19 protein-coding genes are annotated in these 23,376 nt (G+C 45.4%); 13 read left to right on the forward strand and 6 right to left on the reverse strand.

All coding sequences use genetic code 11. The features are described from left to right. Positions 1-8 precede the first annotated feature (8 nt). The 5 genes from DXC51_RS24270 to DXC51_RS24295 form a co-directional block, all read right to left on the reverse strand. On the reverse strand, positions 9-401 hold the full coding sequence (locus DXC51_RS24270; protein WP_021635703.1) for a GNAT family N-acetyltransferase: 393 nt from the start codon (positions 399-401) through the stop codon (positions 9-11). After that, the gene (locus DXC51_RS24275) at positions 376-1,704 is read right to left on the reverse strand and encodes a DUF3440 domain-containing protein (protein ID WP_117531076.1); all 1,329 of its coding nucleotides are present in this window, start codon (positions 1,702-1,704) and stop codon (positions 376-378) included. The genes DXC51_RS24270 and DXC51_RS24275 overlap by 26 nt, the downstream gene beginning before the upstream one ends. Then, positions 1,697-3,139: a DEAD/DEAH box helicase gene (locus DXC51_RS24280; RefSeq protein ID WP_242991331.1), complete on the reverse strand. Its 1,443-nt coding sequence runs from the start codon at positions 3,137-3,139 to the stop codon at positions 1,697-1,699. Before DXC51_RS24280 ends, DXC51_RS24275 begins: the two co-directional genes overlap by 8 nt. 2 nt (positions 3,140-3,141) lie before the next feature. After that, on the reverse strand, positions 3,142-4,335 hold the full coding sequence (locus tag DXC51_RS24285) for a hypothetical protein (protein ID WP_021635700.1): 1,194 nt from the start codon (positions 4,333-4,335) through the stop codon (positions 3,142-3,144). Between the two features lie 571 nt (positions 4,336-4,906). After that, positions 4,907-5,710, reverse strand: coding sequence for an AraC family transcriptional regulator (locus DXC51_RS24295; RefSeq protein ID WP_243003264.1), 804 nt, complete (start codon positions 5,708-5,710; stop codon positions 4,907-4,909). Positions 5,711-5,981: 271 nt separating this feature from the next. Here DXC51_RS24295 and DXC51_RS24300 point away from each other — a divergent pair, with 271 nt between their 5' ends. Together DXC51_RS24300 and DXC51_RS24305 are read left to right on the forward strand one after the other, a co-directional pair. Next, entirely contained in the window at positions 5,982-7,112 is a 1,131-nt protein-coding gene (locus DXC51_RS24300; protein WP_117531080.1) for a glycoside hydrolase family 27 protein, read from the forward strand. Then, entirely contained in the window at positions 7,112-7,303 is a 192-nt protein-coding gene (locus tag DXC51_RS24305; RefSeq protein ID WP_021635694.1) for a hypothetical protein, read from the forward strand. The genes DXC51_RS24300 and DXC51_RS24305 overlap by 1 nt, the downstream gene beginning before the upstream one ends. An 81-nt stretch (positions 7,304-7,384) precedes the next feature. Here DXC51_RS24305 and DXC51_RS24310 read toward each other — a convergent pair whose 3' ends face one another. Further along, the gene (locus DXC51_RS24310) at positions 7,385-8,407 is read right to left on the reverse strand and encodes a LacI family DNA-binding transcriptional regulator (protein ID WP_181970187.1); all 1,023 of its coding nucleotides are present in this window, start codon (positions 8,405-8,407) and stop codon (positions 7,385-7,387) included. A 223-nt stretch (positions 8,408-8,630) separates the two neighbouring features. Between DXC51_RS24310 and DXC51_RS24315 the strand changes: the two genes are divergently transcribed. The 11 genes from DXC51_RS24315 to DXC51_RS24365 all read left to right on the forward strand — a co-directional run bounded on the left by DXC51_RS24315 (position 8,631) and on the right by DXC51_RS24365 (position 23,352). Beyond that, positions 8,631-9,605: an ABC transporter permease gene (locus DXC51_RS24315; RefSeq protein ID WP_117531084.1), complete on the forward strand. Its 975-nt coding sequence runs from the start codon at positions 8,631-8,633 to the stop codon at positions 9,603-9,605. 10 nt (positions 9,606-9,615) lie between these two features. Beyond that, positions 9,616-10,533, forward strand: a complete 918-nt coding sequence (locus tag DXC51_RS24320; protein ID WP_021635691.1) for a carbohydrate ABC transporter permease — start codon at positions 9,616-9,618, stop codon at positions 10,531-10,533. 83 nt (positions 10,534-10,616) lie between these two features. After that, positions 10,617-12,335: an extracellular solute-binding protein gene (locus DXC51_RS24325; protein WP_117531086.1), complete on the forward strand. Its 1,719-nt coding sequence runs from the start codon at positions 10,617-10,619 to the stop codon at positions 12,333-12,335. Between the two features lie 100 nt (positions 12,336-12,435). Beyond that, positions 12,436-14,775, forward strand: a complete 2,340-nt coding sequence (locus tag DXC51_RS24330) for a glycoside hydrolase family 95 protein (protein WP_147331879.1) — start codon at positions 12,436-12,438, stop codon at positions 14,773-14,775. Beyond that, positions 14,772-15,605: a hypothetical protein gene (locus tag DXC51_RS24335; RefSeq protein WP_117531090.1), complete on the forward strand. Its 834-nt coding sequence runs from the start codon at positions 14,772-14,774 to the stop codon at positions 15,603-15,605. The genes DXC51_RS24330 and DXC51_RS24335 overlap by 4 nt, the downstream gene beginning before the upstream one ends. 180 nt (positions 15,606-15,785) lie before the next feature. Further along, positions 15,786-17,003: an MFS transporter gene (locus DXC51_RS24340; protein ID WP_117531092.1), complete on the forward strand. Its 1,218-nt coding sequence runs from the start codon at positions 15,786-15,788 to the stop codon at positions 17,001-17,003. 148 nt (positions 17,004-17,151) lie between these two features. Further along, entirely contained in the window at positions 17,152-17,775 is a 624-nt protein-coding gene (locus tag DXC51_RS24345; RefSeq protein ID WP_207660877.1) for a TetR/AcrR family transcriptional regulator, read from the forward strand. A 488-nt stretch (positions 17,776-18,263) separates the two neighbouring features. Next, positions 18,264-20,078, forward strand: coding sequence for a sensor histidine kinase (locus DXC51_RS24350; protein WP_117545560.1), 1,815 nt, complete (start codon positions 18,264-18,266; stop codon positions 20,076-20,078). A 5-nt stretch (positions 20,079-20,083) separates the two neighbouring features. After that, a complete protein-coding gene (locus DXC51_RS24355) occupies positions 20,084-21,094 on the forward strand; it encodes a response regulator transcription factor (RefSeq protein WP_117545561.1) in 1,011 nt (336 codons plus the stop codon). A gap of 295 nt (positions 21,095-21,389) precedes the next feature. Continuing rightward, positions 21,390-22,937, forward strand: a complete 1,548-nt coding sequence (locus DXC51_RS24360; protein ID WP_117545562.1) for an ADP-ribosylglycohydrolase family protein — start codon at positions 21,390-21,392, stop codon at positions 22,935-22,937. A gap of 58 nt (positions 22,938-22,995) precedes the next feature. After that, entirely contained in the window at positions 22,996-23,352 is a 357-nt protein-coding gene (locus DXC51_RS24365; RefSeq protein WP_117545563.1) for an ABC transporter permease family protein, read from the forward strand. The last annotated feature ends 24 nt before the right edge of the window (positions 23,353-23,376 follow it).

Here is a 23,376-nt window from a genome sequence, read left to right on the forward strand (position 1 = left end):
ATCCGGGATCAGTTTTCCATGGTAATATAGCTGCCCCGGCGGGAAAGGCGGTGAAACCCTCTTTCGTCCAGCATGGCGATGAGCCTGGGGCTGGAGGTGACCATGCGCACGGTGGGGAAGGAGCGGAGCATGTCCTCCAGCATGAAGGTGCCGACGCCATACTGGCGGAAGGCAGGAAGCACATATACGCCGGATATGGCCGTGTGCCGTTCCCTTTCCTCATGCGCATAAAAGCCTGCAAGCTTACCGTTTGCGAAAAACAGGCACCATTCCTTTTCCTCGGTATTTACCAGATAGGGCATCTCGTCCCGGTATTTTTTTTCGGCAAAGAACTCACCCATAATGGAATAAAAGGCGGCTTTGTCATAGTCTTCTTTAAACTCCCTCTTTTGCAAATTCATCTTCAATCCTCCCGGCAGCCTCCCTGAGCTGCTTATTTGTGGACTGGATATCCCGCCGGATGATGCCGGCATATTTCTTTTTCAGCTCAAACAGGCGTTTTACATCACCCTTGGTTTCACTGAAGCTGAGCCCTGACATCCAGAAGTCATTTTTTTCTATGGCGCGGGCAACGCGTTTCCAGTAAGGAGCCTGGCGGAAGCCCTGGATATTCCATTTATCGTCGGGCATGGCAGCTGCGGTGATGCCGGCCTCCTTTTCCCACCAGGCCAGGAATTTTTTGATTTTACGGTAGTAGTGATCTCTTACCTCAGGAGCGTAGAGGCCCAGGCTTTCCAGGAGGAATACGGCGTACTGCTCCCAGGTCATGCCGTCGGGCTTTTCCGATTTAATATTCCCAAGAAGGCTGGTGCGGCAGTAGATGTTGCCGAAATTCACGCCTTCTACCCGGTAGAGCACTTTTTCCCAGGTTTCCGGCTCCAGGGAGCGGAACTGATCCAGTCCCTTGCGCTGGTCGTCGCCGTAGGGCTGGCAGAGCCGCTGCTCGCTGATGGGCACGCCGTTTTTGTACATCAGTTCATAGATGTAGTTGAATTTCAGGTCAAACCGGGCTACGGCGGTCCAGTCATCGGCGGCGGACCAGTCGTAGAGCGGGTAAAAATTATAGCAGTCAATCGGCTTGTCATGGATTTTGACCCGTGTGGTCCAGGGGTAATCCTGGAAACGTTCCTTGGAGGAGCTGATAATGGTACGGAACCGGTTCAGGCTTTCGTCGGAGCGGATGCCGATGCCGGCGGCTGCAGTGCCTTTGCGGGCGGTGCAGAACCATTGGGCGAAAAAGAGGATGAACTCTTCAAATTCCATGCCTCTTCGGAACCAGGTCCATTCTTTTGGGTAGCTGTCCTCCGTTATCATAATCACGTCCTCCCTGTCGGGAAGGGGGCGCACCCATTTTTCCTTCTGTTTCTTGTCCCAGCAGATCCATTTGGGGCGGATGGCGGAGGCGGCGTTTCGCAGGGATAGCGGCATGGCTACCCAGTACCAGGCGTCCACCACATCCGCCGTACAACGTATAAGCTCGTCCACGTGGTCGATGGTTGCCTGGTACTGGGCCTCCAGATCAATGTAGAGGACTGAGATTTTTTTCCCGGTCCGGCGGGCGGCACCGACGGCAAGCTGCAGCATGATGGAGCTGTCTTTTCCTCCGGAAACGCTGAAATAAATGTGATCGAAATTTTTATAAATGATATCGTACCGCTCCATAGCGGCTTCATATACGTTTTTGTCCCGGTATATTTTAGGCATGGCGGGGTTCCTCCAAATCGTCGCAGTCCATCAGGCTCCGGCTTGGCTGCCGGTAAAATACCCATTCCGCGATTCCATTTTTGTTTTCCATGTTTTTAATGTCGTTTCTGAAGGCTTCCAGAAGCTTTTCCTTCCTGTACAGGCAGCTGAGGATTCTTTCATCCAGGGTGTTATACGCACAAATATCCCGGATGCGGATGTCCTGATCCTGGCCGATCCGGTGGATACGGTCCTCGCTTTGCAGGCGGGTGGCCAGATCCCAGCCGTTGGAATAGTAGATGATATTATGGCAGAACTGCAGGTTAAGGCTGTAGCCCGCGCAGTCCCGGTTGGCAATGAGGAAGGTGGCGGATTCCCTGAATTCCTCCAGGTTACGGAGCCTTTTTTTCATAGGAAGGGAACCGTCAAAGCGCGCCACGTTTTCCGGGCCGTATTTTCTGGAAAGGATTTCACACAGCACATCGATTTCATAGGTATAGTTGCAGAAAATGATGTATTTATTCCGGTTGTCAAGTACGGTAAGCAGGCGCTGCAGCCGGGGGTTATCCGTAGGCTCCGAAAAAAAGGGCGAGGTTACGATATGCTCGTAGCCGGATACTGCGCTTTTGCGGAAGTTCACACGGAAGCCGCTTGTTACGGCCTGCAGACCTGAAAACAGCCGGTATATTGTCTCAGGATGCATTTCGTTGAGGTGAAACAGCAGGGTGTCGGCCACGCTGTTGTAATGGGCGTTCTGTTCCGGGGTGAGCGGAAAGTAGTTAATGGTATATCTTTTATCAGGAAGCACGAGGCAGTCCTTTTTGGTAACCTGCACGGTGTAGGGGGATATTTTTCTGGCAAGATAATCCGTATTCAGACAACGGATGATTTTCTGCGGAATTTCCGGATCAAATTCAATGTGGTTGGCGGCGAAGGACCAGTAGGTTTTATAGCCCAGGATCCTCCAGTCAAGCACATGGAACTGCGCATACAGGTCGGCCTGGTTTTTGGAAATGGGCATGCCGTTGAGAATCAGCTTGTATTCGCACCGTGAGGACAGCCGGTCTATGTTCTGTGTCCTGTAGGCGTAGGGATTTTTAATAAGAAGGCTTTCATCCACCACGAGGTAGCAGGCTTCCCGTTCGGTGAGCAGCTGGAGATAGCTGTTGGCATGAAGGCTCCGGGAAAGTGTCTCAATGCCGCATATGGTAATTTTCTCAAGCATTTCCCGGGGGGACTGCTTGATGAGCTCATCCTTCAGGTTCTGCTTGGTGGAACAGGGGCAGAGCCACAGGATGTGGGTAACCTTTCCGGCCTCCAGACGGAGCCGGCAAAGCTCCAGCGCAGTGATGGTTTTGCCTGTGCCCTGTTCCATGAACAGGGCGCCCACCTTGACCTTTTTCAATTTTTCTACCGCATTCTCCTGGTAGTCCAGGAGCTTGTTTGTCAAATGCATAATCAGTCACTATCCGCCAGATCATCCAGAATGGCTCCGGAGGATTCCAGTATTTTGTGCAGGTTGTTGATATCTTCCGTCGGTTTTGGAGGCGCCGGGGATACGCGGGGCGCGCTGTCCAGAGTCAATCTGTAGGACTCAAGAAGCTCCCTGGCCTCCGGATCAAAGCGGAATCCGTACATTTCCGCAAAATCCTCCAGTTCCTCATAATGCGACGGCTCCAGGAAGATGCCGCCGGAGTGGAAGTTGGAGGTAGGTATTTTTTTCAGGTTCACAGAGATTTCCCTGGGCATATTGGGCGATATGGCAATGTAAAAGAAGCTGCCTTTTTTGCTTTTGCTGATCCAGCGTTTATGTTCAGGAAGAAAATTGCCGGTAATGGCCTGTTCACGGGCTTCGCGGTCCGCTATGGATACGGTGAAGCCGTTTTTGAGCAGAAGATTGCCAAGTTCGGCGGCACGGTCGCAAAAACGGCCGCGGCAGGCATTCAGCCTGCGGTACCAGCAGCTTCCATTCCATTCATAATCCATATCCCGGATAATTTCCCGGAATCGGTCGTTTTTCTCATAAATGGCCAGGATCTCGCTGTCATCCCCCCTGATTTCCACGATGCCGGCGTACTGCGGAGCATGGGGGGCAATAATGGAATCCTTGGAAATAAAGCCGGGATCGGCGCTGCTTTCCTCAGGGCGGCACCATTTCTTCCATTCCAGATATTCGGGAAGAAGCTGCTCCAGGTTGCACAGATCCTTATTGAAACGGTTGTTAATCCAGTAGGCTGCCTTTGTTTTTTCATGAATGAGATATTGGACGATTTCCTGGAATATCACAGGAAGTTCCCCGGCATTTAGTTCGATGGGAGTCAGCGCTTCGTAGGTCATGCGCCTGACGACCAGATCGACATTCCGCGGGTTATCGATAAAGGCCTGCAGGCGGGTCAGCGCTTCCACGCGGAGAGTTTCCGCCCAGGTCACCTGCTTCCGGCTGCCCTCAAGCGGCGGCAGCTCCATGCGGGCGGCGGCCTTCCTGGCGGCGGCGTTCTGCTCGTTCCGGCTTTGCAGCAGCGCTTCCCTGCAGCATGCCGGGCAGAGGCCGGAAAACTTGTACTCTCTCATTTTTTCCCTGTTCTTCAGAGGCCCGATAATGTTTATGTAGCCTTCATGCCCACAATAAAAAGTACCGGAATACCATGCCATATAGAGCTCCCCCTTTTATCCGTTGACGAAATCCTCTTTCTTTTGCAAAGCAAAAAGCAATTTCTTTAGAAATTTGCTTCCTGAGGGCAGAGGATTTTTCCTCCCTGTTTTGCGGAGCAAAATGCAATTTCTTTAGAAATTTGCTCTCTGCGAGCAGAGGATTTTCCTCCCTGTCCCGGACGGATAATCTTTGCTGTATTACTGGTTTGCCGTACCCTTCCATGCACATAGTTACCAGAGTTTCTACTACCAATTTTTGGTAAATCTATTGTAATCCATCCGAAAATTATAGTCAATTGAATTGTAAAATACTGGAAAAAGTTATCCCATCGTTTATTTTTTTGCCGGTTATTGAAAAATTTTGCCGATGTTTTACCAAAATTAAATGTAAAAACGTGCGGAATAAAACAACTGTGGAATGGAATAAAAACAGGGAGCTTCTGTCGGCCGGTTGGTTACGGCCGGCGGAAGCTCCCTGCAGATGTTCATTTTATGTGATTCAGCCAGGCGGAAATGAATGGTAAGATTATATTGGAAGGGTTACGCACTTGTATATCCGGGACAGCTGGTTTCAGCTGATTTGCGGCGGCCCCGCTTTATAGGCCGCCGGAGCCATTCCCGTATATGCCTTAAAGGCCCTGGAAAAATAAAAGGGATCGGAAAAGCCGCAGGAAAGCGCCGTGTTTTTCACGGAGAAGCCCATCTCCAGAAGCTTTTTCCCCTGCTCCAGACGGTAATGGGAAATATACCCATTAGGAGACACCCCCAGTTTCCCGGAAAAAAGACGGTAAAGCGTGACCCGGTTCACATGCATGGCAGTGCAGAGCCGCTCCACGTTAAAGTCCGCCTTATGATAATTACCCTGAATCAGCAGCAGCGCGGTGGACAGCCGATCATCCTCCTTACGGGCGGGAACCTGCGGCGCCGGAAAAATATCCCCGTAAACACCAAGAATCGCCAGCAAAAGCCCGTTTGCCTCCCCCTTTCCCCGGGAAAGAAAATCCAGCCGCCCAAGCCTGTCAAACAAAGGAAGAATATCCTCTGCACCAATCACAGGAGCAACCGGCCAGGAGAAAGAGAATCCGGTACGTGACAAAAGCCGCCCGATCTCCTTCCCCGTAAAATCCACCCACGTATACTCCCAGGGATCCTCCGGGTCCGGATAATAAAAAAGCTCCGTATAAGGGTACAAAAGGAAGCTCTCCCCCGCCGTAATCCGAAACCGTTTTCCTCCGCACTCCAGAAACCCTGCGCCCCGGATCACATAATGAATAATATAAAAAGCCCTGACCCCTGGCCCCCAGGAATGCAGATCCGAACAATCCTCCCGGCCATACCCCACAAGCCGCACCGTTTCCTCCGAATATCCTTCCAAGGTCAACCCTCCCTTCCTAATTTTTGAATCTTCCAAAATGAACGAAAAGTACATGCTTTTGCAACCAAATTATATGGAAATGTTCTTAAAATCCATTCTATAATAAAAATGTCCGAAGCCTGCGGCGATGCCGTGCCTTCTGTCTGCGGCAGGGTTCGGCGGGGCGGTTTTCCAGCAGCTCCCGCTCCCCGCCGCAGACAGAACGCATGGCATTTACACAGCCTTCCGCACAGCTACATAATAACCCAACAGGAATTTGGAGGTCAATAGTATGGTTAAATTAACGCCGCCCATGGGCTGGAATTCATGGAATACCTTTGGAGAGAACATCAATGAAAAACTGATTTTTGAGACAGCGGATGCGATGGTGGAAGCAGGGCTTCCCCGGATGGGCTATGAATATCTGGTCATCGACGACTGCTGGTCCCTGCGTGAGAGGGATGAAAATGAAAGGCTTGTGCCGGATCCTGGGAAATTCCCCAATGGCATGAAGGCTGTTGCGGATTATGTGCACAGCAAGGGGCTGAAATTCGGCATGTATTCCTGCGCCGGGAACCTGACCTGCGCCGGTTATCCGGGAAGCTTTGAGCATGAGTTCATCGATGCGGAGACATTCGCGCAGTGGGGCGTGGATTTCCTGAAATATGATTACTGCTATCACAGCCCTATCATTCATGGGCAGTACCTGTACAGGCGTATGGGGCTTGCCCTGGAAAACTGCGGTCGTGATATCCTCTTCAGCGCCTGCTCCTGGGGAGCGGATCAGACCCATGAATGGATTAAAACCTCCGCAGCCTCCATGTGGCGTTCCACCGGGGATATTTTCGATACATGGGAGTCTGTAAAGGATCTGGTAAAGCAGCAGGAGAAGCTGCATCCTTATAATGGCGTGGGCTGCTTCAATGATATGGACATGCTGATCGTTGGCATGTACGGCAATGGAAATGTGGGCCTGAAGGGCTGCAGCGACGTGCAGTACAAGACACATTTTTCCATCTGGTCCCTGCTTGGCTCACCGCTGATGATCGGCTGCGATGTGCGCAGTATGACGGAGGAAACGAAGAAGATTCTGGGAAATGAAGAGCTGATCCGTATCAACCAGGACAGCGCCTGCCGTCAGGCCTATAAACTGCAGGGAATCTGGGCCGGGGACGATATGCTCATTTATGCAAGGCAGCTGGAAAACGGGGATCTTGCGATTGGCCTGTTCAATATGAGTGAGGAAAAGGCGGTTGCCAGGTTTAACCTGGATGAAGTGGGCCTGGGCTTTTCTACAGGGAAAACACTGGAGATGAAGGAAGTGTGGAGCGGCGAGAGCATTAAAGTGAAGAACGCCACTGTTTCCAGGGAGCTTGCACCGTTTGACTGCGAGGTATTCCGGGCAAAGGTGGTTGATCTATAATGTCCGCGTGCTTTCAATGCGGTAAAGAGCTTACCTACAATGAAATCGGCGCATATAAAAAGTTCGTGAACAGGGGCGCGGCGGAGTTTTTGTGTAAAAGGTGCCTGGCCGGACGGCTGGATGTGCCGGTGGAGCTGATTGATCAGAAAATAGAGCATTTCAAACAGCAGGGTTGTACCCTCTTTATTTAAAATAAAAAACGGCAGGTTAGCTGCCGTTTTTTTGTTGCCAGAAAAGCCTGGAAAAACGTCGTTTTTATGCTGCTTTTTTAATCACTCATCTTCTGCGTGGCGGGGGACGCCTATGGAGGAACCCGGCTTAAGCGATGCGGAAAGCGTGATAGAAATGGGAACATCCTCCGGATTTTCCAATCTGCTGAGAATACGTTTGGCCGCATAAATTCCAAGCTGTTCAAGCGGTTGTGCGACTATAGTTAAAGGGGGATGCGTTACTCTGGCCAGCCCCATATCATCGAAACCAATAAAGGAAATATCCTCCGGAATCCGGATATTCTGTTCCTTCAGGGCAATAAAGGCACCCAGTGTCATATCGTAATTCGTGGGAAAGACAGCCGTCATATTCGGATTGCCTTTTAGCAGGCGGCATATACCTTCATATCCTCCTTCCAGAGTAAAATCACCACAGACAATAAGGCTGTCATTTAGGGGGATTTTGGAGGACGCTAATGCCTGCCGATAGCCTTCCAGACGTTCCCGTGAGGTGGAATAGTCAGTGGGACCGCTAATCAGGCCGATCTGCCGGTGCCCCTGGTCGATAAGGCTCTGAACGGCTTTGCGGGCAATGCAGGTATTGTCAATCAGAATATTGTCGATTTTCCCTTCCAGCCCGGATATCATACGATCCAGTACAAGAACAGGAACCTTTTTCGATAATGCAGGTTTTAAATGTTCTCCTGTTGTACATACGGGCATGTTAATGATGCCGTCTACCATTCTTCCAAGCAGAAAATGGACAAGCTCACGCTCAAGCGCGGCATCCGTATGGCAGTCACAGATCATGATACTGTAATCATGCTCCCGGAGGAGAGTCTCCATTTGGACAAGAATGTTTGTTATAAAAAGATTATTCAGATCCGGAATGATAACCCCGATAATATGTGACCGGTTCAGCTTAAATCCCCGGGCATACTCATTCACAGTATAATCAAGCTTACGTATCGCCTGCTCGATGGCAATGCGGTTCTTTTCGCGGAGTTTTGCGCCGTTCAGATATTTCGATATGGTGGCGGTGCTCAGGCCGGTTTCTTTTGCAATATCCTTCAGCGTAGCAGGCATAGTAATACTCCTCATAAAAAATTAAACGATTTACTTTTTGTTAATAATATCATCCAAAGGTTTTGGTGTCAAGAATAGAAACCTATATTTGATTCTAATAGTTTCAAGACTAAAAATAAAAATTATTAGTGCAGATTGCATAAATAATCTGCTTGACAAAGCACATGTAGGATGCTAATTATATATATAACAATTAACATTTGGTAGGGAGGAGGAAATATATATGGCGGTGAAAGCTACCAGGGTAAAGGGGACGGCTATGTTAAACCAGCCGAATGCCAAGAAAAGTTTGGGGAAAAGGATATCTACGGAGGTAAAAAGGCACTGGCAGTTATATGTGATGTTGATTTTGCCTGTTACCTATCTGATTATTTTTGCCTATCTCCCTATGGGCGGGGCGGTTATTGCGTTTAAGGACTATTCTATCCGGGGTGGAATCTGGGGGAGCGACTGGGTAGGATTAAAACACTTCAAAAATTTCTTTACCACACCGGATTTCAAGGTTTTGATGAGAAATACGCTTGCACTCAGTTTGTACAGCCTTGTAATCAGCTTTCCCATGCCTATCCTCCTTGCGTTGGCAATTAATGAAATGCGGGGGCGGCATTATAAGAAAGTCGTTCAGATGGTTACCTATCTCCCTTATTTCATTTCCACAGTAGTGTTGGTAGGTATCATGCAGAATATTTTTTCGATCAGGACAGGACTGGTCAATAATATAATTACTGCACTGGGAGGGACGGCAGTTGATTTCATGGGAAAACCGGAGCTCTTCAGAAGCCTGTATGTATGGTCGGGTGTCTGGCAGGGAATGGGATACAGCGCGGTTATTTATATTGCGGCACTTGCGAGTGTTGATACTTCCCAGGTAGAGGCGGCGATCATTGACGGCGCGGGCCGTTTCGCAAGAGTGTGGAATGTAGATATTCCCGCGATTATGCCGACAATTGTAATTCAGCTGATTCTGGCGGTAGGCAGTATTATGAGCCTGGGATTTGAAAAGGTATATCTGATGCAGAATCCGGTGAATATGCAGTTTTCCGAGATTATTTCCACTTTTGTTTATAAGCGTGGTCTTATCAATTTCCAGTATTCATATGCGACGGCAGTAGGATTGTTCAATTCCGTATGTAATCTGGTTCTGATAGTACTTGCAAATATGTTTTCTAAAAAAGTAAACGAGACCAGCTTGTGGTAAGGAGGCGGCTATGGCAAAGACAATAAAAAAGAAAAATATGTCTGTCCGGTATTATACGAAACCGAAGGATTACATATACATGGTGCTTGTGCATATTTTGTGCGCCGTATCTGTAATATGCATATTGATTCCATTGATTTATGTTGTGGCGGCCTCTTTTTCGTCGCCGAAAGCACTTCTTTCGGGCAGGGTTTTCCTGGTGCCTGTGGATTTTACATTGCGTGGTTATAAAATGCTTTTAAAGCATGAACTGCTTGTAACCGGATTTTGCAACTCCCTTTTATATACGGTGGTGGGTACTGTGATTAACCTGGTTATGACGGTGCTGGCGGCTTATCCGCTGTCACGTAAGGATCTGGCGATCCGTAATCCGGTTATGCTTTTGTTCACTTTTACCATGCTTTTTAACGGCGGTATGATTCCCACCTATATTCTGATTAAGAACCTGGGAATGCTTGACACCATCTGGGCACTGGTAATACCGACCTCTATTTCGGTCTGGAACCTGATTATTACGCGTACCTATTTCCAGTCCACAATTCCCGGGGAAGTACAGGAAAGCGCCAGCGTGGACGGCTGCGATGATTTTACCTTCCTGATTAAAATTGCAATTCCTCTTGCAAAGCCGATTCTGGCAGTAAATGTCCTGCTGTATGCGGTAGGCCACTGGAATTCTTATTTTAACGAAATGATGTATCTGAGTACGAATACCAAGTTCCCTCTGCAGCTTGTCTTGCGGGAAATCCTGGTTAATATGGGCACGGCAGGCATGACGCTTGATGTTACGAAACAGCTGGAGATGCAGGAAACGAAATATCTGCTGCAGTATTCAAGTATTATTGTTGGTTCTGTGCCGGTTATGCTGCTTTATCCTTTCGTTCAGAAATATTTTGTAAAAGGAATTATGGTAGGGGCGATTAAGGGGTGAGACTTGTTGGGTTGTGATCTGAACATTTCATTTTCGGGAAAAGAGTGGGGTGTCAGAATAAATAAAAAGGAGGAAAAGGTTCTATGAAGAAAAAAGTGTTGGCCTTGCTGTTATCCGCATGTATGGTAATAAGCATGGCAGGATGTTCATCCGGGGGGAAAGAAACCGCTGCTGGTAATACAGGAGGAGGCGGAGGAGAAGGCGCAAATGCAGCAGCTGAGGCGGGAGATACCTCCTTACCGGAAGGCTTTAACGCTACCGGCATGCCGATCATGAATGAGAAAATTACACTGAAGGTATGGATTGAAGGCGGGGCGGATATTGATTGGGAACAAAACCGGTTTGTAAAAGAGATCGAAGAAAAATCCAATATCAAGCTTCAGATTATTTCAACTCCTCTTTCCGATGCGCTCCAGAAGAGAAATCTGATGCTGGCCAGCGGGGATTATCCGGATCTTATTCTGACTGACTGGCCGACGGTATTTACAAAGTCGGATATTATGCAGTATGGGGTGAAGGAAGGGGTCCTGCTTCCCATTACGGATTATATTGATAAGTATGGCAACAATATGAAGCGTGTTTTTGAGTATAATCCCAGCTACAGGGACAGATGTGTTGCACCGGATGGAGAAATTTATGGATTTGCACGTTTCTCGGAGTGCTATCACTGCAGCGCATATCCCAAGATTTATCTGCGTCAGGACTGGATGGATAAGCTGGGGCTGAAAATGCCTGAAACTACCGAAGAGCTGAGAGAAGTATTAAGGGCTTTCGTAAACGATGATCCTAACGGAAACGGAAAGAAAGACGAAATCGGTATGCTCGGCGCCACTACCTGGAATACGATGGTTGAATACGCATTGATGGGTATGTCTTTCCAGACAGTAAAACCTGATTTCTGGCTCAGCCTGGGCGCTGATGGAAAATCTGTGGAATTTTCTCCTTCTACAGATGCTTACCGTGAAGGTCTGCGTTATATTAAGAGCCTTTATGATGAAGGACTGATTGATGGTGCTTCCTTTACCCAGAAGGAGGATCAGCTGGCACAGACAGTCAGGACAGAACCCCATGTGGTTGGAATGTATGTCTGCGATCATGCTGGTATGGGTTATGACAATAATGATCCTGTAGAAGCAGAAAATTATCAGATCCTGATTCCCGTGGCAGGGCCGGATGGCTTCAGACGTCAGGGACAGAATGCGAATGAAGGTGAAGTACAGGGATTCCATGCGGTAATTACAGATGCCTGTAAGTATCCGGAAGCAGCTTTCCGTTTGATCGATGAGTTCTTCTATGATGATGATTATAATATGGAACGTAAGTATGGGGAAAGAGGTCTTGGCTGGGATTATTGTCCTGAAGGAACTAAGAACGTATTTGGCGGTGATGCCAGATATATTGTAAACTCTCTTACAGAAGATCAGAATGCAGAGATTGGTAAGGGCACGATGATGGTAGGACCGCAGGCTGACCTGGCTCCTTTCCGCCTTTCCATGCTTCCTGAGGTGGATGATATTTATCAGCCCGGAAACTATGAACAGCGTATTACTCTTGATACCCAGAAGGTAGAACAGTATATTCCTAAGGAAAGGCTGGATTATACGGTATTTATTCCTCTGGACATGGCAGATGACTATGCTGAGATTCAGACGAATCTGAATAGTTTTGTCCGTATGGCTACCGTTCAGTTTATTACAGGTGAGCGTGACATCGAAACCGGTTGGGATCAGTATCTGAGTGAACTTGATTCTTACAGAGTTGATCGCTATATTGAAATATATAAGACAGCTGCCGGCAGATAAAACGGTTAAAACGGTCAGGCTTCCGGGAAACTCCGGAGCCTGGCTGTTTTTTAGTTACAGATATTTGTTCTTAGGTTTAGGGAAGGAAGGGAAACAGATTATGGAATTATGGTACAAAGAACCGGCGTCTTATTGGGAGGAAGCGCTTCCGCTGGGAAATGGAAGGCTGGGGGCAATGGTATGGTCAGGGACAAAGCAGGAGAAAATTTCGTTAAATGAGGATTCGCTGTGGTCAGGTTATCCCCAGAACCACGATATTCCCGGAGCATCGGAATACTACAGGCAGGCACGCCGGCTGGCCATGGAAAAGAAATATGAAGAGGCGCAGGCGCTCCTTGAACAGAATGTGCTTGGGGAATTCACACAGAGCTATCTGCCGTTGGGTGAACTGACCTTGGATATGGTCCATCCTGAGGGTGAGATCCAAAACTACCGTCGGTCATTGGATCTTGGGAAGGCGCTTTCCAGACTGCAGTATTCGGCAGGGAAGGTAAATTACGTGCGGGAAATGTTCGTCAGTGCGCCGGATCAGGTTATGGTGATGCGCATTTCAGCCGACAGGCCCGGCATGGTTTCCCTGAAAGCAGGTTTTTCCTGCCAGCTTCGGGCAGAAGTATCCACGGAAGAAAACAGAATGATCCTGGACGGAATCGCTCCCTCACAGGTGGATCCATCCTATGTTGATTCTCCGGATCCGGTTATTTATGAGGAAGCTCCGGAAAAGAAAGGAATGCGGTTTTGTGCGGTGTTAGCGATTGAGCCTGTGGGCGGGGAAGTAAAAAGGCTGCCGGAGGGACTGGAAGTAAGCAATGCGGACAGCGTTACACTGTTTCTGGCCGCCCGGACAAGCTTTAACGGTCCGTTCAGGCATCCGTTCCTGGAGGGAAAACCTTATAAAGAACCTTGTTTCAGGGAACTGCTTGCCGCACAGAAGTCGGGGTATGACAGGCTTCTGGAACGGCATGTAAAGGAATACCAGCAGTATTTTAACAGGGTCTGCCTTGACCTGGGGCCGGGAAGAGAGGACCTGCCGATTCCACAACGGCTCGCCGACTGGGAAAAGGATGTGGATCCCGGGCGCTATGCCCTGCTTTTCCAGTATGGGCGTTACCTTTTGATTTCAAGCTCCCGGCCGGGAACGCAGCCGGCAAATCTCCAGGGAATCTGGAATCAGCATATGCGCGCCCCATGGAGTTCCAATTATACAATTAATATCAATACGGAAATGAACTATTGGGGAGCGGAAACGGTGAATCTGCCGGAAATGCATGAGCCTTTAATGGAGCTGATTAATAACCTGAGGGTCAGCGGAGGAAAAACAGCTGAAATCCATTATAATGCCAGAGGGTTTGTATCGCATCATAACAGTGATATATGGTGTCTTTCCACTCCGGTGGGAAACCGGGGGAAGGGTACGGCAGTGTATGCCTTCTGGCCTCTGTCGGCAGGCTGGTTAAGCGCGCATGTTTATGATCATTACCTTTTTTCGGGAGATTTGGATTTCCTGCGCCGGACAGGTTATCCCATTATCCGGGATGCGGCGCGGTTTTTCCTGGATGTCCTTGTTGAAAATGAGGATGGTAAACTGATTTTTGCACCTTCCACTTCGCCGGAGAATCAGTTTGTCTATCACGGCAAACCATGCGCGGTCAGTCAGACGACCACGATGACGATGGCAATTATCCGGGAAACATTGGGGAATGCTGCGGCCTGCTGCCGGTTATTGGGGACAGATCAGGAATTTCTTGCAGAAACGGAAGCGGCGCTTGAACGTCTTCCGGAGTATCAGATAGGATCACGCGGCGAATTACTTGAATGGAGTGAAGAGTTGGAGGAAAACGAGCCGACACACAGGCATTCTTCCCATCTTTACCCTCTTTATCCCGGCAGGCAGATTTCCGTGGAGAAAACGCCTGAACTGGCAGAGGCCTGCCGCCGGACGCTTGAACTGAGAGGGGATGAAAGCACCGGATGGGCGCTGGCCTGGAGGGTGGCGCTGTGGGCCCATCTGCACAATGGGGAAAAGGCTTACAGTATACTGAAAAAGCAATTACGTCCTGTGGACGGAAGCGATCCCATGAATTACCGGCAGGGAGGAGGGTGTTATCCCAATATGTTCGGCGCACATCCTCCGTTCCAGATTGATTCCAATTTCGGTTCCTGCGCAGGCATTGCGGAAATGCTGATGCAAAGCACAGAAAATGAGATTGCTCTGCTTCCTGCGCTTCCCAGGGCTTTGGGAACAGGCATGGTTTCCGGACTGCGTACGCGCGCCGGGGCAACTGTTGCCATAAACTTCAGGGAGGGCAGGCTTGAAAAAGCAGAGCTGAAGGGAACAAGGCCGCAGGAAAGGGAGATGACTGTCTGCTATAAGGGCAGGAAGAAAAAAGTCATCCTCAAAGAGGGAATGTCAGTTAGTTTAACGGAGGCAGATTTTTGACAAATATGCGTAAGGTTTTTATATGCTTCTTTTCCATGCTTTTGTGGTTTGGCCTTTCCGGATGTGCAGAAGCTGAACCTGAACAGCCGGAAAATGTGGAAATACATTTTTTTTATAATCAGCCCTGTGCTTCCTGCGACGGAACAAAAGAGCTTTTTGAAATAGTATCGGAGGAACTGGATGATGTTTCCGAACTGTATCCTTATATGGTGTCCGTTTATAATGTATTTCGCAAAGAAGATGCGCAGATAAGGGATTCTGAACTTAAAAAACTGGGGTTTCAGGAAGAACTTGCAGGCTCTCTCACTTACCCGATTATGACTGTAAATGGAAATATTTATTTTGGGACAGATTCCATTCGTTCATCCATCCGGGAAGCCTATCTGACTGCGGGGGAGGATTTATTTGTTTATGGCAGAGGCGTCTATGATCCCACCAAAAATGAGACGTTAAAACAGCAGCTTGAGGATTATAAGCTGGAAAAAGGCAGCTCGTCTGTTGTTTATTTCTATCGGACCGTATGCGAGGAGTGTATCAGGACCAGCGGGGAGGTTCTGGATTTATTCCCGGATACTGTAGTGGTGGACGGCGTTTCCTATCCGCAGCAGATAATCAGGATCAACACCAGGTCGGGAAGAAATACGGAAATCCTTCAGGCATTTTTTGAAATGTATGAGGTGCCTTTGGAGGATCAGATGGTTCCGATTGTGTTTACCGCCCGGGGATATCTGGCAGGCTATGAAGCGATTTCTTCCGGGCTGTATACGGAAATGGAACAAGGGGCCGGGCTTGGGATGAAATATCCGTCGGAAAAAGGTTTTTTTAAATGATTGTGTAATGTAAGGCGCTGCGGTGAAGAAATTCTGCAGCGCCTTTTTGGCAGAGATATCTGAGTTTATGAAAAGGCAGGGGGAAAGAACGTTGTTAACAAAAACACTTGCAAATTTATAGATTAGCGGTATAATAAAAACTAACCAATCAGTTTTTGTTTTTTTAAGGAGGATTGCAGTATGTTTGAGAAGAAAAGATCGCAGTTTCTGTCCGTTAATGTTATAATTTTTTTCAGCGGGTGTACCATATTGTTTCTTATCAGCCAATTATACAGTGTTTTGCAGGTATCATTAATTATGAAGGGGGCCGGTTCCGTATTGTTGCTAAGCTCGGTAATGACTGCAATGGTGGTGCCGAGGATTTTTCTGCTGCCGGTTGCAGGATTTTTGACGGATAAGGCGGGGGTATCCAGGACGCTTACGGGCGGGACCGGGATATTGGGAATTTTGCTGGTTTCCCTGGCTGTTGTGAATCAGGTAAATGCGGTAAATAAATATACTGTTTTTATATATGCGGTTTTGTTTGGAGGAATCAGCGCGGCTATCCTGCCGGCGCTTTATTCTGCGGTTCCGGCGCTGGTAAGCGGGGAAAATCTGCAGAAGGCAAATTCAGTGATGCAGTTCATCAGCCAGGGGTCATTGCTGGCCGGGCCTCTTTTTGCCGGAATTGTGATTGGAAAAATGAGCGATAATGCCTATGTGTTAATGGCGTTGGCCTCCATTGCCGCACTGTTTCTTTTTTCAAGGGTAAAATATATGGAAAAACAGGGGCAGGCGGAGGTTCCGGAAGGCTCCCGGGCAGCTGTGCAGGGATCATATAAGGATTTATTTAAACTGCCTGTGTTATTATTGTTATTGGGCTTTACGGCCATTCTGAATTTGTGTGTCATTGGCCCCCAGCAGGTCGGATTTCCTGTCGTGGCCATGAACTGTCTGCCCGAAGGGGTGGACGGATATACGAAACTGTTGTCCATGACGGGGCTGGGTTCTTTGATAAGTGCTGTTATCATTGGAAATATGAAGCGGAGGGAGAACGGGCAGTCCATCCGGCTGATACTGTGGTGTTCCCTGGCGCTGGGCGCTGTATGGAGTATTTTCAGCTTCGGTTCTTCAAGGCTGCTGATTCTGGGCGCCGCGTTTGCGGCAGGGCTTTTATTGGGAATCATAAATGTGCTGTTTATTACAGTGCTTCAGCAGCTTACGCCTGATTTCCTTGTGGGAAGGGTGATGGGCATTCAGTTTTTGTGTTCGGCAGGGCTTCAGCCGGTTTCGTATATGCTGACCGGAGTGGTGCTTAATCAATTCAGCATCAGCCAGCTTTACCTTATATCAGGGGGAAGCATTATTCTTATTACAATTGTTATATTGGTTTATAGTTATAAAAGTAACACGATGTAAGGGCTGTACACCGTATACCTGAGATATGGTCTGCGGAAGTGATCCGGGAGCGCCGAAATCCATCGCTGCAAGAGATTTTGGATGGATTTTCACAGCAGCCCGGGAGAAAAGGAACAGCTTCAAAATTAATGTATGGGGAGGAATCAGAGTGCCTAAGATATCGGAAGAAAAAAAGAAACAGCGTCAGAAGGATATTTTAAAAACCGCTTTAGGGCTTTTTTCCAGCAAGGGATATTATGCCACGTCTATTGATGATATCACAAGGGAAGCGGGTATCAGCAAGGGATTGGTATATACTTATTTTAAGAGTAAGGAAGAGATCTTTTTCGGGCTGGCGGAGCATTGGGATGAGCTGACGGAGAATCCTTCTCTTAAGGATGCGCTGAGCCGGGTTATTACCGATAATATGTCTTTGGCGGAAAAATTAATCTGTGTCTGGGATGAAAGTGTAAAGCAATGGACGCAGGAGGATCTGGTTTTTGCGCGGATTAATTTTGAATTCTGGCTGGAGGCTTCGAAAAACGAAGCGCTCAGGGAAAAAATGAAGGAAAGAGCCAGAGTCAGCCTGGGTATGGTGGAGGAAATCATCCTTAAAAGCAGACCGGAGGTTGATCCTGCTTCCGCCGCCGCTTTTTCAAGGTTATGGTGGTCGCAGATAGACGGGCTGACCGCTTATTTTGTAAGCAATCATATTTTGCCGCCGGAGAGGGAGATGGCGGGGATCAGGGATATTATACTGCATATGTGCAGATATTTTGATGAGCAGGCTTAAAAAAGGATGAAAAACTGCGCGGCCGGGAACGGAGCGTATAAATAAAAACAGGAGCACATGGCAGGTAAAAATCAGATAGTTTTCCCGACACCAGGATATTTATGTAGCAGTTGCCGATATTTTAACTCCTTTTGTAAATATATTTATGATAAGAGACAGTTCTTACGGTCTATGACCGTTAAGGCTGTCTCTTTGTATGTTACAGTGGCTGATTGATATCCTGGCGACAGGAAAAATTTAAATCGCCTGTTTTTATTTGGGAATATTAATATATGTTATACTGTGTGCTTCCTGAAATGCTGTTATATATTTCATACTGTTATTATTCTGTTTATTTGATATAATATGGATGTGTAGTAAAATATTGAGGCAGCAGATTTACAGATGGTTCATTTTTATTTGCAGATGAATGAAAAAATCAATTAAGTGTTGGAGAAACATTCGAACTGCAGCATAGGTCATACCGACAACCTGAAGGAGAATGCATCTTGGATAAGAAAACAAGTCTTCAAAGAAAATTTATGATATTCTATGGGAGTACGGTATTGATCCCTATGATAATCATGATTGTTTTTTTTACATATTTCTTTAATAAACAGATGGAAAAGGACTTTATTAGCTTATATCAAACCGAATTTTTAAAAATTGCAGAATTAACACAAAAAGAATTAGATAGTAATAGTACGAGATGTCTACGTTTCAGCAATGACACGAAGCTAAAAAGTCTGCTCAATCCAGCACGTAAGTATGAATCATATATGGATTCTATTAACTCTTACTATTCTTATCTTGAGCCTATTATTACAAATGAGTTTCGGTTTGAAAATATGAGCAGTAAAATAAAAATCTATTACACGAATGAAAATCTCATTCCGGGGTATGATATTTATATTTATGCAGATGATAAAGTGCGGCAAACCGATATATTTCAACAGGCCGTACAAGCTAATGGACAAATGATTTGGAGCTATGATCAGAAAACGGGAGATGTAATTATGGCCGTCAAAATTAAAGATATAAATGACAGACTGTACGGCGTTTTTACATTAACTCTTTCGGCTCATATTTTGGAGCAGTATCTGACAATCCAGGATGCAGATAAAATGGTTTTGATGCTTGTAGATAATGAAGGAATGGTTATTTCTTCCAATAAAAAGGGCATAGCTGGTCAGACGAACTCAGATCTGGCAGTAGGAGGAGCTCTTTGTAAGGCAGCGAATCTAAAGCAGCCTGCAGTTTATGGAGAGATAAAGCAGTATATTTTTACATATGATTTCAGAAGTAAAGGAGTTATGCTTCCAGATTGGCGTATAATTTCTTTAATTCCAACGAATCAAATAAGGGGGAGCGTTTACTCTCTGCGAAATGCATTAATTATTAGCTCAGTACTTATTCTGTTGGTATCGTGCGTTCTTTTTGTATGGCAGATGAACAGGCAGTTTGGAAGATTGAGAACAGTTATGTATTATATGCGTAATGCCCAAAAGGGTGAAATGATGACCATTCCTTTGGCAGTCAAAAAAGATGAAATTGACGAAATTGTGCAAACCTACAATTATATGGTAAAGGGGCTTGAGGAACTGATAGAAGTTAACTATAAAAATGATATAAAAATGAAAAATATATTATTATCAAAAAGAGAAGCTGAACTGTATGCTTTACAAAGTCAGGTTAATCCTCACTTTATTTTTAATATGCTGGAAGTAATCCGGATGAAACTTATTACTAATAAGGACAGAGAAAATGCCAGAATGGTATATTTGATGTCTCAAATGCTGCGAAAAAGCCTGGCATGGAAAAAGGAAAAGATTAAGTTCTCTGAAGAAATTGAATTTACTTCGGAATATCTGGAACTGCAAAGCAGACTTGTGGAAGGTAATCTTCATTTTAAACTGGTTTGTCAGGAAGAACTTAAGTCATATTGTGTTCTGAAATTTATTTTGCAGCCTTTGGTGGAAAATGCTATTAAACATAATAATCTTCATACAGGACAAGAACTCTATGTTTGGGTTGGAGCAAGCCGGGAAATCCAGAATAATAAACCGATCATGAGATTATGGGTGGCGGATAATGGCGTTGGTGCTCCCAAAGAGGTTTTTGAGGAAATGGAAAGATGTTTGAAGGATGACAGTTCTGGACAAAGATATGAAAAAGAGACGAATAGTATTGGTATTTTAAATGTTGATGAAAGAATCAAGCATCATTATGGTAAAGAATATGGTATTGAAGGAATTATGCCTTTTGAAAAGGGAGGAACTGGATGGGTTATTGAATTAATTATACCGTTGGAGCATGAGGAGTGAGGGATATGTATAAAGTACTTATTATTGATGATCAGATACATATTTGCAGAGGAATGGCAGAAATTATAGATTGGAAACAGGAAGGATTTAAGAGCGTAGAATATACAACCAGACCAGATAAAGCATTGGAAATGATGGATACTGCTGTACCGGATTTAATTATAACAGATGTTTGTATGCCTGATACAGATGGATTTAGTTTATTAAAACAGATACATTACCGATTTCCTAAATTATTAAATATTGTTATAAGCGGATATAATGAATTTGAATATGCCCGGAAAGCTATTCGGAGTTATTCTCTGGATTACTTACTAAAGCCAATCAATGAGGATGAATTACTTGCAGCTGTCAGAAAAGCGAAAACGACTTTAGATTTTCGTGCTTCTTACCCGGTTTTGTCAGAAGCAGACATAGGTGCGTTTCAATCTGCACTGTTTAATGCTGATGAGGATGCAGGGATGGCAATTTTGAGAGAAAAAGAAAAACAGATATTACAGGAAGGACTGCCTCAGATATGTCGTTATATTACCTGCGAAAAGATAATAAATGTAATGTGGAAGTTTAGTGATGAAATGAATCTGCCAATTTCACAAATTTTTAATAATACAAAAGAAAAGGATTTTTTGGAAACCGTGGATATTTACAAGAAGTTGTTTGAATGGATAAAAAAAGAACGGCTGAGTGCGGGTTCACGGATAGTAAACGAAATGTGCCGAATAATTGATGAACAGTATAACAGGAACCTGACTATCCAAAAAATGGCAGAAGAATTGTTTGTTACACCCGCTTATCTGGGGCAGGTTTTTAAGAAAAAACTTAATATGCCATTCAATGACTATCTTCATACTGTGCGTATTGAGAAAGCAAAAGAATTGTTACAATCAAATATATTAAGTATAGCACAGATTTCTGAAATGATCGGTTATAAAACAATTGATCATTTTTATCGTAAATTTAAGGAAATAACAGGAGTAACGCCGAAGGAATTTCGGGAGTCAGTAAAAAATCCATAACCCAGCAAATAGCATAGCGAAATCTGGCAAATGTTATTGGCTCAAAACTTAGATAATATAAAAGCAGGTTAGCACCAGGATTGATATCATCTGGATGCCGGGCTGCTTTTATTTTTTTTATAATTATCATAACATCAGGCATAATGAAAATGAAGGGATGGACAGGAACTGAAATATCTTCCATTAATCAGTGACGGATTTATTTTTCAACCATAAGTGTGATAGTACCAAAAGTACTGTCTGTCCATGTAAAAGTGGCGATGTAAAGAATATTAATAAAGTGAGGAAAACGTATATGACTAAAAATGAATTTCGCAGCCGTATTATGGGGTGTTGGATGGGAAAAAATATTGGCGGAACTCTGGGAATGCCAATGGAATGGAAAAGATGTAAAAATAATGTTAATTATTATACACATGATTTAAATGGAGAGCCATTACCTAATGATGATTTAGATATTCAGATCCTATGGCTGTTAGCCCTGGAAGAAAGGGGATTTTATATTAACTCCAAAGATCTTGGGGAATATTTTAATGAATTTATGATTTTTACTCATGCGGAATATGGAGTAGCTAAAACTAATTTAAGAACAGGTTTACAGCCGCCAGTGACAGGTAGCTTTAACAATGAATTTAAGGATAGCTGCGGCGCTTACATTCGTTCAGAAATTTGGGCATGTTTGTTTCCCGGACAACCGGAAATGGCGGCAAGATATGCTTTTGAAGATGCTGTTATTGATCATGGTGATGGGCAAGGGGTCTATGCGGAAGTATTTGTAGCTGCCATGGAGAGTGCGGCATTTTATTTAGATGATATTCGTGAATTGATCGAGATCGGTTTGTCTTATATTCCTTCAGACTGTAAACTCAGCGAAGGAATCAGGAAAGCGGTTGAAACATATGAAGCTGGTATGAACGAAGATGAAACACGGGAATATATCATGCAGAATTATATAGGACATTTAGAATGCCACTATATTTCTGAGGAAGACGAGCAGAAAGGATATCAGAATGGCAGGATGGGATGGGACGTTCCTTCCAATATCATGATAATCATCTATGGTTTACTGTTTGGCAGAGGAGACTTTGAAAGATCAATGTTAACTGCACTTCATTATGGTGAAGACACAGATTGTACTTCCGGTACGATAGCGGCGCTTTTCGGTATTATGAAAGGAATTGAGTTTTTCGATAAAAAATGGATTGATCCCATTGGCCATAAAATTGTTACCTGCAGCATTGATCCATTTAGAATGTTTGGTAAGATACCAGGTACGATCGAAGAACTGACAGACAGGGTAGTGGCTTTACATGAAAAAGCTAATGCGACATTCAGTTTTCAGGTTAATGACCTAATGACGGCAAAAGATTTCTATGCGAGTTCGTATTTTTTGAATATTTATTTGGAAATGAAGACTGTGAAATATGAATTTCCATATTTAAATGTACGAATTGATTACTGCGGGGACCCAGTGGTCAAACGGGGAGAAAGAAAAAAGATTAAATTGATTTTATCAAATACATCAAAATCCATTACTTCTGACAGGCTTGATATCTATCTGTATAATCGGGAGGGGTGTACTGTTTTGCCACAAAATGAAGCAGCCGTTTTTCTTACAATGGCACATATGGGAGCCGGGATTAAAGAAGTGGAATATGAAATTCTCATTGATGAGCCGCTGAAACCAATCTATCATTTTGTGGTCGAGTTTATCTTTGAAGAAAACAAGAATGGCAGAATTATGCATGTGCCTGTAGTTCTGGTTAGTGAGACTGGAAGTGTTCATCAGGTTATATGGGAAAAACGAGGAGAGAATGGAACATGTAATTTACCAAGAGTATAGCATGCCAGAAAGGAATGAATGGTGAGGCTTTTTGACTTGATGAAGGAGGACATGAGATATGTGGTCTGGAAAAAAAATAAAAAACTGTTTCAAGAATCAGCGGTGGATGCTACTGACGATGACAGTGCCCTTTTTCCTTTGTGTTGTTGCATTTTCATTGGTACCTTTATGGGGATGGTTGATTGCTTTTTATGATTATTTCCCTGGTACATCGATTTTCAACCAAAATTTTGCCGGATTACGGTATTTTCAAAGAATGTTAAATGATCGTTACTTTTATCAGGCATTGGTGAATACTCTTATATTATCTTCAATGGCTCTGCTGACCTATCCGATCGCGCCTGTTTTTGCGATTTTATTAAATGAATTCCGTTCCGGGAAATACAATCTGAACTTTGCATGTAAGTTGCACTAGCGACCTCCATAAACCTATGAAAAA

Source organism: Eisenbergiella massiliensis, assembly GCF_003435485.1.

What these genes read in the sequence shown, in the direction of transcription:
- DXC51_RS24360 (WP_117545562.1), top strand. Translation starts at nt 21,390, where the DNA reads ATGACTAAAAATGAATTTCGCAGCCGTATTATGGGGTGTTGGATGGGA.
- DXC51_RS24270 (WP_021635703.1), bottom strand. Translation starts at nt 401, where the DNA reads ATGAATTTGCAAAAGAGGGAGTTTAAAGAAGACTATGACAAAGCCGCC.
- DXC51_RS24285 (WP_021635700.1), bottom strand. Translation starts at nt 4,335, where the DNA reads ATGGCATGGTATTCCGGTACTTTTTATTGTGGGCATGAAGGCTACATA.
- DXC51_RS24365 (WP_117545563.1), top strand. Translation starts at nt 22,996, where the DNA reads ATGTGGTCTGGAAAAAAAATAAAAAACTGTTTCAAGAATCAGCGGTGG.
- DXC51_RS24300 (WP_117531080.1), top strand. Translation starts at nt 5,982, where the DNA reads ATGGTTAAATTAACGCCGCCCATGGGCTGGAATTCATGGAATACCTTT.
- DXC51_RS24325 (WP_117531086.1), top strand. Translation starts at nt 10,617, where the DNA reads ATGAAGAAAAAAGTGTTGGCCTTGCTGTTATCCGCATGTATGGTAATA.
- DXC51_RS24305 (WP_021635694.1), top strand. Translation starts at nt 7,112, where the DNA reads ATGTCCGCGTGCTTTCAATGCGGTAAAGAGCTTACCTACAATGAAATC.
- DXC51_RS24330 (WP_147331879.1), top strand. Translation starts at nt 12,436, where the DNA reads ATGGAATTATGGTACAAAGAACCGGCGTCTTATTGGGAGGAAGCGCTT.
- DXC51_RS24315 (WP_117531084.1), top strand. Translation starts at nt 8,631, where the DNA reads ATGGCGGTGAAAGCTACCAGGGTAAAGGGGACGGCTATGTTAAACCAG.
- DXC51_RS24280 (WP_242991331.1), bottom strand. Translation starts at nt 3,139, where the DNA reads ATGCATTTGACAAACAAGCTCCTGGACTACCAGGAGAATGCGGTAGAA.
- DXC51_RS24310 (WP_181970187.1), bottom strand. Translation starts at nt 8,407, where the DNA reads ATGCCTGCTACGCTGAAGGATATTGCAAAAGAAACCGGCCTGAGCACC.
- DXC51_RS24275 (WP_117531076.1), bottom strand. Translation starts at nt 1,704, where the DNA reads ATGCCTAAAATATACCGGGACAAAAACGTATATGAAGCCGCTATGGAG.
- DXC51_RS24340 (WP_117531092.1), top strand. Translation starts at nt 15,786, where the DNA reads ATGTTTGAGAAGAAAAGATCGCAGTTTCTGTCCGTTAATGTTATAATT.
- DXC51_RS24355 (WP_117545561.1), top strand. Translation starts at nt 20,084, where the DNA reads ATGTATAAAGTACTTATTATTGATGATCAGATACATATTTGCAGAGGA.
- DXC51_RS24320 (WP_021635691.1), top strand. Translation starts at nt 9,616, where the DNA reads ATGGCAAAGACAATAAAAAAGAAAAATATGTCTGTCCGGTATTATACG.